Raw genomic sequence first — 11966 nt, forward strand, 5'->3', positions numbered from 1 at the left:
ATTTTACACAGACAATTTAAAGAAAACGTACAACATGAATACGCAAACTATAGAACAAAAGGGTAAAACCGCACCTTATCCAAAACGCTGGGCAGCACTTTTCCTACTCTGCACGGCGCAGTTTATCGTCATTATGGATACCTCCATTATCGGAGTCGCCCTTCCGGCAATAAAAGCCGATTTAGGCTATTCACAATCCAGTCTGCAATGGATTTTCAACGCTTACGTTATCCTATTTGGTGGCTTCCTGCTGCTTGGCGGGCGTTTGTCTGACCTCTTTGGTGCGCGCAAGATCTTTATGTGGGGATTTGGTATGCTTACTGCGGCATCATTTTTAGCCGGTATCGCCTGGTCTGAACTGGTATTGAATATTGGTCGTGGATTACAGGGACTGGGCTCTGCCCTGATCGCTCCTGCCGCCCTCACCCTGGTCATGTCTAAATTTACCGATCCAAAAGAGCTCAATCGCGCTTTCGGATTTTGGGGAGCCGCGGCAGCAGCTGGTGGATCCGCCGGAGTTTTCCTCGGTGGTGTGATTACAGAATGGCTCTCCTGGCATTGGATATTTCTGATCAATATCCCCGCAGGGCTTATTGTCCTGCTGTTCAGCAAGCGATTGCTGTTTAAGGGCAGCACAAAAAAAGGAAAAATCGACCTTGCCGGAGCAATATTGGCCACCATCGCGCTTGTGTTGATGGTATATACCATTGTGTCGGCAGAACATGTCGGCTGGAGTTCCTTACAGACAGTCGTATTGTTGGGTATATCGATCCTATTATTTATTGTGTTCATTATGCTGCAGAAAAAGAAAAGTGATCCACTTGTACCGATGGCTATTTTTAAGGTTCCTAATTTATCGGCAGGTAACCTGATGATGTCGCTATTGGCCGCCGCTTGGATCCCACTATGGTTTTTTCTTAACCTTTACCTACAGCAGATTCTGCATTATTCAGCCTTTCATAGCGGCCTGGCCCTGTTACCGATGACCATAGCCATTATGATCCTGATGGTCGGTTTTACAGGAAAACTGGTCGCGAGGTTCGGATTCAAAACCAATATTATAGCTGGTCTGGTCATCCTTGCCGGGTCCTTATTTCTATTTAGCACGATTCCAGCAGATGGTTCTTTCCTGAAAGATGTACTGCCAGCCTCTTTATTGGCGGCGTTGGGGATGTCTCTAACCTATATTCCGGGAACGATAGCGTCGATGTCCGGCGCCAAACCGGACGAGATGGGATTAGCTTCCGGATTGGTGAATACAAGTTATCAGGTCGGATCAGCCCTGGGCTTAGCGATTATCGTGGCTGTTTCCGCTGCGAAAACCAATAGCTTGAAAATGACTAATGCATCCGATGCCGATGCATTAAATGCAGGCTTTCAAACAGCATTTTTCTCAGCGGGAACCCTTTGTATTGTAGCAATTTTAATTGTCCTTGGTTCGATCAGAACGATTAAACAGTAGCGAAGAAATTCCGCTATTACCCTTCCCTAGACTATAGCTGACCTCCGCTACCGAAAGAAAAATAAATATTAGCTTTCGGTAGCGGAGGTTTTTGTTAGTCAATCTGGGTTTATATTCCATTTAAAATATAATAATCAATTATAGGACATTTTTCGTCAAAACTAATTGCAACATAAAAACATAGACAAATTTGATCTGCCCCAATCAGAAATCCGCATTTAAGGTTTCAAGATCTTATTCTTGGATAAGGGAAATTGAGAAGGCCGAAAAAAAAGTTGGGACAATATGACGATTGAAACGTCTTATTTGAAAGGAATAGTACAAGATCGAATAAATCGTTGTGTTATGGCATTGAAACAATACTGGGTTTACAAAAAAAACTTTTATATAATGTACTCAAATTCTATAATAAGCGTGAGAAAACCTGCTTGGGTTTTCCTAATTTTATCCCATTATCAGAAGAAGGGAAGATACTTTCAAGAAAAAATGGAATCATTGGATAAAGATCGGGAATTATTATTAGCCATTTCAACGGGAGACGAAAAAGCATTTGGTCGTTTATACGAAATCTATTATGCCAAACTGATCGTTTTCTTAAAGAAGTTTACCTATGAAGATCCTTCCAAAGCCGATGATATCCTGCAAGAAGCTTTCCTGCGCGTATGGCTATACCGCGATCGTATTCTTGAAATTGACAACTTCCAAGCTTGGCTTTATAAAGTCGTCAGCACGGAGAGTTTAACGTTCTTACGCAAGGAAGTCCATGCCAAAAACAAGGTTTCCCGACTTAAGTTGCAATACGACCAAGAGCTTCTGTCTACTATACATCTGCCCCGCGCAATGGAATTTGATGAGATCAAAAAGATTGTTTATCAAACCGTTGCCAGTATGCCCGATCAGCGTCGAAAAATATATTTACTTAGCCGAGAAGAGCATCTCAATTCCAAAGAGATCGCCAGCCAACTTGCAATTTCGACTAGTACCGTACATAACACAATCAGTACCGCCCTTAAGCAAATCCGACAAGCTCTTTCGGATCAAGGCTATCCAGTTTCCTTTGGAATTCTATTGTTATTAAAAATATTTTAAAAAAATAATAATCCCCAATAGTAGTCCGTTCAGAAACTACATTCCTATAATCAAAGAGGGAATAGATTGCTTTTTCTTTAAATTTTATTAAACCAATATCATGCACCTAAACCGGATAGACTATCTATTGGAATGTTATTACCTGCAACAATTGACAGAAGCAGAGTGGTCTGAACTGCATCATCTTCTGTTACAGGATGATCAAGAGACGGTCGAACAGGCTTTTATTCGATTGATGGAGAAATATAACACCGATCAGGAGACATTTGCTCCATTGGAGACCACGCAAATTGAGCGTATCCTAGCCATTGATAAAGTTCCTAAAACCGAAGCAATAATGGGTGGTCCTACAGAACAGAAATCCAATGTTTTCCAGCTCAGACTTGGTATTGTGGCGGCTGTAGCCTGTATTGTTCTCGTTTGTGGGATTTACTGGTATCAACCCGAATCTAAAAAAACGCCATCTCAACGAACCATTGCGGCAGACTTTGAGCCAGGACGTGATGGCGGCATGCTCAGTTTGCCTAACGGAAGAATAATCCAACTTGACAACAGCAGTGACAATAAAAATTCTTTAGCTGTGAGTGCTGGAGTCTCCTTGAAGTATGATAGTGCGCAGGCCGTTTATTCTCTGAGTCAACCTCAGGCCCAAGCGCAAAATATTTATCACACCATTGAAACTCCAAATGGAAGACGCTATCACCTCACCCTGAGCGACGGTACACAGATCTGGTTAAATGCAGGTAGCAAATTGCGCTTTCCAATTGCATTTAATGGTGCTTTACGCGAAGTTTTCCTGACTGGTGAAGCTTATTTTGAAGTCAGGAAAAACCCACAGCTCCCCTTTTTAGTCAATATCAACAACACTGACAGCAAGATTGAAGTCTTGGGAACGCATTTTAACGTTTCCTCCTATCCCGAAGACAATGGTTTTGTGACAACCTTACTGGAAGGTAAGGTTCGTATTTTCAATCAACAGGCTGAATTGATTTTACAACCCGGTGATCGGGCTATTAGTTATGCAGATGGTTCTATACAATTAAAAAATAGGACGATAAACAAGGCTGATGTTGACTGGAAAAATAATTATTTCAGCTTTTCAGATGATAACATCGAATCTGTTATGCTGGAACTGGCGCGATGGTATGATATTAAGGTAGAATATCAGGGACCAAAATCAACGGCCACATTTTCAGGTAAAATAGGTAAAAAACTCAGTTTCACTCAGGTTATGGAAATCATCGGTGGAGCCGATATTAAATTCAGTTTAGATACAACCGCTACAAACCGCAAAGTCGTTATAAAAACGGCTTATTAAGCCTAAAAACATAAAAGATACTGTTCCCCCTCAAAGGGAACAGTATGAGAATTATAAAACTAAATTTAAAACCAATTTTTAAGTATGAGACACTTTACCCCAATTAAGTGCCCTTTCAAATATGCGGATACGCATTTTTGGAAACGGAAAGCATCATTAATGCTAACATTCAAATGTGGTGTTGTACTGGCTGGAATGAGCTTGCAGTCGATTGATACACTCGCGTTTTCACAATCGGCAACCCACTACAATCAGCGTATTCTGCTAGCGACAGCACTCAAAAAAGTAGAAGGCAAAACCGGGTTGGTATTTTTTTATAGATCTGCAGATATCAAGGATATCTGGGTGATGGATCCCAATCTGGTTAACAAGACCAACCAAGCGGTACTAGAGGACCTTTTTAGTCAGATACCATTCCAGTACACCATAAAAGGCAATACGGTCGCTATCAATAGAGTTAACAAATTGAAGCCTATATCAGGTATTGTAAAAGATGCGAAGGGAGATCCTATTGCGGGCGCCAGCATAACAGTTAAAGGCACAGCTAAAGGTACTTCAACAGGACCTGACGGTGGATTCAGTTTAGAAGTATCTGAAGGAGAGATCCTTTTGATCCGTGCCGTTGGTTATGAAATACTGGAAGTTCCGGTCGCCAATCTGGCGCAACTAAAGAATATCGTATTAAAACAGCAAACGCAGGTACTCGAAGAAATGGTGGTAGTGGGTTATGGTACCCAGAAAAAAGCTGTTGTGTCCGGTGCTATAGCCTCCGTAAAAGGCGAAGAACTGGCCAAGTCTTCCTCTGTCAATCTTTCCAATTCCTTTGCTGGCCGTCTGCCTGGTGTGACAGCGATGCAAAATAGTGGTGAGCCGGGCGGTGATGGTTCTACGCTTCGTATTCGTGGTATAAACTCCTTGTCTGGTGGCAATAGCAGTCCATTAATTGTTATTGATGGTGTGCCTTCAAGAGCAGGTGGTATCGACCGAATCAATCCAAATGATGTGGAAAGTGTCTCTGTACTGAAAGATGCTTCTGCAGCAATTTATGGCTCGCGCGCGGGTAACGGAGTTATCTTGATTACAACCAAACAAGGCAAGATGGGTAAACCACGGTTCACCTACGATTTTACCTATGGTCTTCAACGTCCTACACGGACACCCAAGATGGCAAATTCCGCACAGTACACCGATATTATTAATGAAGTAACCAAAGTATATCCCGAAGATCCATCCCAATGGTCAGCGATATGGAAAGCACTCAATACCGGAACAGGTATCTATAACGGCCCATCGAAGACTGTTGAATCAACCTATACTCCCGCAGATCGCCAAAAGTATATGGATGGATCCGATCCATTACGTTATCCAAATACCGACTGGTTCTCCGCTACAATGAGAGATTGGGCACCACAACAACGTCATAATCTACAGATCACTGGCGGTACAGAAAATACAAAATACCTCGTTTCACTGGGTTATTTGGATCAAGATGCTATTTACAAAAATTCGGCAACTTATTATAAACAGTATGATCTGCGGACAAATTTTGAATTTAAGTTAAATGATTACATTACAGCAAGGCTGGCTATCACTGGTCGGGAGGAGTCTCGCAATTACCCCACACGCAGTGCCGGAACGATCTTTCGGTTTCTGGTCCGTGGGCTTCCCACAAATATCGCTACATGGCCCAATGGTCTCCCGGGGCCAGACCTGGAACAAGGAGCCAATCCTGTCGTTATTACCACAGGTGATACGGGTTACGACCGCAATACCAGAGACTATTTGCAAAACACGGGGTCCATTGATGTTAAGATCCCTGGAGTTAAAGGGTTGAAATTAACGGGAACTGCCTCAATTGATAAGTATTGGGGGCGTAGCAAAAGATGGGAAACACCGTGGACACTTTATGACTGGGATAAAATAACTTTCGAGGCCGATGGTGTAACACCCAAACTTACAGCACGTGTACCTGCCGGAATAGAGCGTAAAGCTCAGCTTAGAGAGGCTCAGGAAGATCAACTGGCGGTTAACCTTTCGGCTCTCCTATCCTATGATACAAGCCTAAAAGGGGGACACAATATCTCCACTATTGCAGGGTTAACACGTGAAAAAGTAACAAATAATGGCTTTTTTGCCAATCGAATGGATTTCCCGTCAGCACAAGTTGAACAGTTAAATTTTGGTGACCGCGAGCGTCAAACTATGGGAAACGAGAATGTTTATGATAGAGCTCGCCTGAGTTATTATGGGCGGTTCAATTACAACTACAACGAAAAGTATCTTATCGAATTCAATTGGCGTGTAGATGGATCTTATGTTTTCCCTGAAGATGGGCGATTCGGGTTCTTCCCTGGGGTTTCTGCCGGCTGGCGTATCTCAGAGGAGAATTTTTTTAAAAATAATGTTTCCTTTGTCAATAACTTAAAACTTCGGGCCTCTTGGGGTCAAATGGGTGCTGAGGCTTATTATGGCGGAAGTTTGCAAGAGTATAAATATCTGTCCCTCATGAATACTGGGTCTGGTGTTTTCAATGATAGGGTGTTTCAAACACTCTACGAAAGTGATATTCCAAACCGTTACTTTACATGGGAAGTTGCCAACAATAGCAATGTCGGATTAGAAGCATTGTTCCTAAATAACCGATTAAATCTAGAACTTGACTATTTCTATAATAAAAGGACAAGTGTTTTAACAAAAAATCCAGGGCAAATTCCCGAAAGCTCAGGTATTGCAGGCAATCTCCCTATTGCCAACCTTGGTAATCTCATCAATAAAGGCTACGAGTTTAAATTGACTTATACCGATAAAATTGGAGAAGTTAGTTATAACGTCGGTGTCAATGGTGGTTATGCGCGCAATAATGTCCAGTATTCTAGTGATGTCGCCAATACGCCGCAACATCAGCGGCAGATTGGAAAGGTGACGGATTCATGGCTCGTTTATTTGTATGACGGCGTATTTAGAGATCAGGCAGCCATTGATGCAAATACAATAGATTACAGTGGACTTGGGCAAAATAAGCTTAGACCGGGTGACATGAAGTTTGTCGACTATAACGGCGATGGAAAAATCACAAGCGATGATAGGGTCCGTCTTAATCAAAATGGTAGTCCCACATTTACTGGCGGCTTTAACTTTGCTGCTCAGTATAAAGGATTTGACATAAGTGTGCTGCTGCAAGGCGCAACGGGAGGACTTCGGAGAATCGCCTCGCTTGAGTCTGGCGCTATCGGAAATTACCTCGAATGGTCCTATGAAAACCGATGGAGTATTGACAATCCTAGCGACAAGGATCCCCGATTGACAAACCGCTCGGATCAATATTATATGAACGATAATACCTATTGGATTAGGAGTACCAACTATCTGCGACTCAAAAATGTTGAACTAGGTTACAATTTATCAGACGATTGGTGCAAACGGATCGGTCTCCATTCTGTTCGGCTTTATACAAATGGTATTAACCTTATCACATGGGATAAAATAAAGATATGGGATCCCGAATCAGATAATAGTGCCGGTGCATATTATCCACAATCCAAAATCATCAGTTTTGGTGTCAAAGTCGGTTTATAAACTTTAGTACAACATTAAAAGCATAATTATGAAAACGATTATTAAAAATAAATTCTTTTCTATCCTGATATTGGTGATCTGTCTTTCAACATCCTGTAAAAAAGACTTTCTGAATGTTACTCCCCGCGATCGCTTTCAGGATGAAAAAGTATGGCAGGACTCTGTGCTGGCTGAAAAATTTGTAAGTGATATTTACAATGCATTTGAAACCAGTAATTCTGGTTTTACAGAGCAGATGCAGGCCTCTGCTACCGACGAAGCGATTTGGAACCACTCCGATGCCTTCCGTTTATTGAATATGGGGACTATCACGGGGGCAACACTGGGTTGGGACGGTACATCAAGATGGTGGGAACGGATGTACGTCTACATTCGATTCAGCAATATTGCCATTGAACGCCTTTCCGATGCAAGCAAAAATGGAATCTCCAATCAATATTCCAAAGATAAACTCCTGGCACAGGCTTACTTTATTCGCGCTTATTGCTATCATCAATTACTACGCTATTATGGTGGCGTCCCGATCATAACAAGCAGTTACGACTATTCGGAGGATCCAAGCATTTATGAAATCAAACGGAACAGTTATGAAGAATGTGTCAACCTGATTGTCAAAGATTGTGATGAAGCTTCCAGACTACTTGGACGTAAAAAATTGGATAAAGGGCGTGTCACAGCCCTCGCCATTTTAGCACTTAAATCCCGAATGCTCCTTTACGCAGCAAGCGATCTACATGACAATGCGAAATTGACAGCAAAAGTTACAGACCTGAGTGATTTAAAAGATAAACTACCTTTATTATGTTATATGAGTGGTTCCCAGCAAGAACGGTATAAACTGGCGCAGGCCGCAGCTAAAGCTGTATTAGATGCTGGAACTGGATATAAACTTAATCTTTCGGCTCCAGTATCTGCTGCCGAAGGTCGGGCAAATTATAAAAGCATTGCCATGGGTGGCGGAAGTAAAGCTCCTGGTATAGATGCTGCCGCTGCGACTGATCTTCTTTTTGCGCGTTATTACATCATTGAAAGTAGCTCCTCGCAAGGTTTGCATAATGGACCAAACGGCTACCGAAACTGGGGTGGTAACCAGCCAATTGGGTGGTTAGTGGATGACTATGAGATGGCGGACGGTAGCAAATTTAGCTGGAACAATCCCCCACAGAAATCTGCTCCCTATAAAAACAGGGATCCGCGTTTCTATGCTTCCATTCTCTATGATGGTGCAGATTGGAAACCCAGAGACAAATCGGGTTATGGATTTGATCCGGCCAATCAGATCCAAACCGGTTCTTACGATTTGATAATAGATGGAAAATTGACTAAGGTTTCTGGACTCGATACCAAGCAAAGTTCGATTGAACCGCATAATGGAACTTGGACAGGTTATTATATTCAGAAGTTTATTGATCCTGATCCTGATATTGTCGATGCTCAAGGAAGACAATTTGTTCCTTGGCCCTATTTTAGATATACCGAAGCGGTGTTTAACTACATTGAAGCATGTATTGAACTGGGTGAAACCGGGCCAGCCAAAGATTGGTTAAATAAAATTCGATTCCGAGCCGGTATGCCTGCTATTACTGCAACGGATCAAAATACATTGCGGGAAATATATCGGCATGAACGCCGCATAGAAATGGCTTATGAGCAGCAACGTTTTTTTGACGCACGCCGCTGGTTGATTGCTGCTGAAACGCTGGGCCGTAAAGTGACGATCATCCAAGTCAATGGGACATTCAAGCCCGGAAAATCGCTCTCAGGCACCTATAGATATGATGAAACTATATACGACTATACCTATACACCGCAAGAATTTAATACAAGAGAAGATCGTGCTTGGAAAAATCAACTTTATTTCTTGCCACTTTCACGGGATGAGATCCGAAAGAATCCATTGCTAGTTCAAAATCCTGGCTACATTGAATAAGTAACAAGCTAGCTTTCATTACACGGGGCATTTGTCAAACCAAATGCCCCGTTTTTTCTTCCTTATCATCGTAATGTTCACTTATCCTACATCCATTGTCATTGAAGCAAATAATCACCATCAATCCGAGCATTGTTTGTTGCCTCAGCAGATGGTGCTCTATGTTGTTATAAATTTAATTAGCGATGGAATAATTTGAATAATATTATAGCGATCTAATTATAGATCTTTATACCGTTAGATATTTAGCTTGGCTGCTAGGTTTATCTTGATCATTTCATTAGTTTTGGTAGCGTTTCCCCGTCGGGAAACGCTTTTTTCAAATAGCTTCAATAAACGGCTTAATTAGTCAACCGTTCATCTTATCCCGTTGGTCCATACAAATATTCCATGGATAAATAACCTCATATTCCTTTCATGTGCGCTTCAGTTATCCAAAGACTTAGATCTGGTCTTACATTCTGTGATTTACAAAATGACTGAAAACAGCTAGACAAAATGACCAATATAGGTCATTTTTTTTTATTCGCTCTGCAGTAGTTTTGTTGAGTCAATCTATAAATACAATGACAACGATACCACGAAAAGCATATTTAAATCAACCAATAGTTAGAAAAGATGAAAAAGAAACTAGAAATCACAGAAGATGGAAATGTAAAGAAAACTTATATTCCGCCGAGCATCGCCTTGCAGGTCATTGAGCTTGAACAAGGAATCGCCAGCGGTTCAGCAGCAGTCAATCCTGGAGGGAGCAACGATGCCGTTAAGGAAGAATGGGGAACGGGTACAAACCGGGATGGCGGTTTGGATTGGTAATTTATATTTAATGACAAGATACACGATGAAAAACACAAACAAAAACAGATTTCGCAGCGGTATACAGCTCTATGCCTTACTTCCACTTATACTATTTATATTCTCCAACTGTGCTAAGGATACAAACACGGCTATTTCAAAGGGAACTGCGCCAATAAAAGTTAATATCGTCGGCACTGAATTTAATACAGCGGCAGGCATCGGACTGAAAGCTTCTAATTCAAAAAATACAGCGGCGATCAGCAGTAATCGAACAAGTCAGATTCCTTTCAATAAGGATTTTGATTTAGTGACAGAAGTTTCTGCTGTGGATCCAGCAACTGAACTCATTCTGAAAGCAAATGCAGCGACAACCAATGGCGCCAAAGCGGTCGCGGAAACAAAGGATCTTTCACCGAATGTCAAATACAAACTTGCGGTTTATGATCAGAGTGGCAATTATGTGACTGAACGTGATTATGTCAGCGGACAGGAAAGCAATGCGCAAGCTTTAAATCTGGATGGTGGCAATACCTACACCTTTGTTGCTTATTCCATTAATAGTGCAAGCGCAATTCCCGCAATAACATTTGCCGATCCCAATAATAAAACATTAGTTGGCTCCCACCTTGCAATTAACGGAAGTGATGATTTTATGTACTTCAAAATGAATATGCAGGTGTCTGGAAATACAGATAACTATGTAGGTATTGTTTTAAAACATCAATTGTGTCAGGTGACGACGATTGTGGATGCTTCACAGACCGGGTATAATATAACAGCAGTATCGGCGATGTACGCGCCCCATAATAGCAGTGCGACCATCAATCTATCGGATGGATCCGCAAGTGGAACAGGAACTGCCGGATCCGTTAATGTTGCTTTCCCGACAGCCATTGACGCATTGATGGTCACTGGTACCCCGACGATCATCAATGCGAATTCTACCGCTGGCACACTTACTGTTGGAGCTATTACTGTTGGACCGCTTTCGGCAACAAATCTAGTGCCTTTTACCGATCTGGTTTTTGAGCCAGGTGTCAAATACGATGTTAAATTCAGCCTTATCCCTAAAGATATCTATTTGGTACACGCGGGGTATTCAGCAGGACGGATAAATGGTCAAATATGGCTACGACACAATCTAGGTGCGAGCGGAGATCCGGATGTACTGGCATCATCCATTGCCGGAAATTACTATCAATTTGGCCGTAAAAACCACGTAGCCACAGGAACCGGGACCGCGACGAATTCCAACTGGAATACCTCTATGGCGGCAGCCAGCGCTTGGAACTCCGGCAGCGAAGCGGCACCTGTTAAAACAACCAATGATCCCTGTCCGACCGGATATCGTGTTCCCACAGAGGCTGAGTTAAGAACTTTAATCAGCAATACTGTATCTAGTCAATCGGGGCCTTGGTCCACTAGCCGTTATGCCTCAGCACTTATATTGACGAGTAAACGAAATAAAAGTGTCAAATTAACAATTCCGGCACAAGGGTATTGGAATTATAAAGGCTTAACAAATCCTCCATTTGACCCCGACGTCCTTTTGAATAGCGGAAATATGGCAATTATTTGGAGCAGCAATGGAAGTGGTGGTGTCACCTATCTAAGATCCAGAACATCAAATCCTACGGCTCACATCGTTGAAACAACAGATAATCGGAATAAAGAGTGGGGATTCAATGTCCGTTGTATAGCCGAATAATAGTTTATCAGAAAGTTCAATTTCATGTAATATATCTTTAATCCCGTTGAGCGGCCCAAATTAATGGATTGGGCCGCTCTTCTCT

At 42.1% G+C, this 11966-nt stretch carries 7 protein-coding genes; all 7 read left to right on the forward strand.

The genetic code is table 11. The features are described from left to right. Window positions 1–34: 34 nt before the first annotated feature. The 7 genes from DFQ12_RS02960 to DFQ12_RS02990 all read left to right on the forward strand — a co-directional run bounded on the left by DFQ12_RS02960 (window position 35) and on the right by DFQ12_RS02990 (window position 11881). On the forward strand, window positions 35–1462 hold the full coding sequence (locus DFQ12_RS02960) for an MFS transporter (RefSeq protein WP_120257530.1): 1428 nt from the start codon (window positions 35–37) through the stop codon (window positions 1460–1462). 486 nt (window positions 1463–1948) lie between these two features. Next, window positions 1949–2551: an RNA polymerase sigma-70 factor gene (locus tag DFQ12_RS02965; protein ID WP_167457182.1), complete on the forward strand. Its 603-nt coding sequence runs from the start codon at window positions 1949–1951 to the stop codon at window positions 2549–2551. Between the two features lie 100 nt (window positions 2552–2651). Next, window positions 2652–3869, forward strand: coding sequence for a FecR family protein (locus DFQ12_RS02970; protein ID WP_120257532.1), 1218 nt, complete (start codon window positions 2652–2654; stop codon window positions 3867–3869). Between the two features lie 84 nt (window positions 3870–3953). Continuing rightward, a complete protein-coding gene (locus DFQ12_RS02975; RefSeq protein WP_120257533.1) occupies window positions 3954–7445 on the forward strand; it encodes a SusC/RagA family TonB-linked outer membrane protein in 3492 nt (1163 codons plus the stop codon). Window positions 7446–7473: 28 nt separating this feature from the next. Beyond that, window positions 7474–9375, forward strand: a complete 1902-nt coding sequence (locus DFQ12_RS02980) for a RagB/SusD family nutrient uptake outer membrane protein (protein ID WP_120257534.1) — start codon at window positions 7474–7476, stop codon at window positions 9373–9375. Window positions 9376–9993: 618 nt separating this feature from the next. Continuing rightward, window positions 9994–10191: a hypothetical protein gene (locus tag DFQ12_RS02985; protein WP_120257535.1), complete on the forward strand. Its 198-nt coding sequence runs from the start codon at window positions 9994–9996 to the stop codon at window positions 10189–10191. A gap of 25 nt (window positions 10192–10216) precedes the next feature. Then, a complete protein-coding gene (locus DFQ12_RS02990; RefSeq protein ID WP_167457183.1) occupies window positions 10217–11881 on the forward strand; it encodes an FISUMP domain-containing protein in 1665 nt (554 codons plus the stop codon). Window positions 11882–11966 lie beyond the last annotated feature (85 nt).

The organism is Sphingobacterium detergens, from assembly GCF_003610355.1.
GTDB lineage: Bacteria > Bacteroidota > Bacteroidia > Sphingobacteriales > Sphingobacteriaceae > Sphingobacterium > Sphingobacterium detergens.

What these genes read in the sequence shown, in the direction of transcription:
- DFQ12_RS02960 (WP_120257530.1), top strand. Translation starts at nt 35, where the DNA reads ATGAATACGCAAACTATAGAACAAAAGGGTAAAACCGCACCTTATCCA.
- DFQ12_RS02965 (WP_167457182.1), top strand. Translation starts at nt 1,949, where the DNA reads ATGGAATCATTGGATAAAGATCGGGAATTATTATTAGCCATTTCAACG.
- DFQ12_RS02970 (WP_120257532.1), top strand. Translation starts at nt 2,652, where the DNA reads ATGCACCTAAACCGGATAGACTATCTATTGGAATGTTATTACCTGCAA.
- DFQ12_RS02975 (WP_120257533.1), top strand. Translation starts at nt 3,954, where the DNA reads ATGAGACACTTTACCCCAATTAAGTGCCCTTTCAAATATGCGGATACG.
- DFQ12_RS02980 (WP_120257534.1), top strand. Translation starts at nt 7,474, where the DNA reads ATGAAAACGATTATTAAAAATAAATTCTTTTCTATCCTGATATTGGTG.
- DFQ12_RS02985 (WP_120257535.1), top strand. Translation starts at nt 9,994, where the DNA reads ATGAAAAAGAAACTAGAAATCACAGAAGATGGAAATGTAAAGAAAACT.
- DFQ12_RS02990 (WP_167457183.1), top strand. Translation starts at nt 10,217, where the DNA reads ATGAAAAACACAAACAAAAACAGATTTCGCAGCGGTATACAGCTCTAT.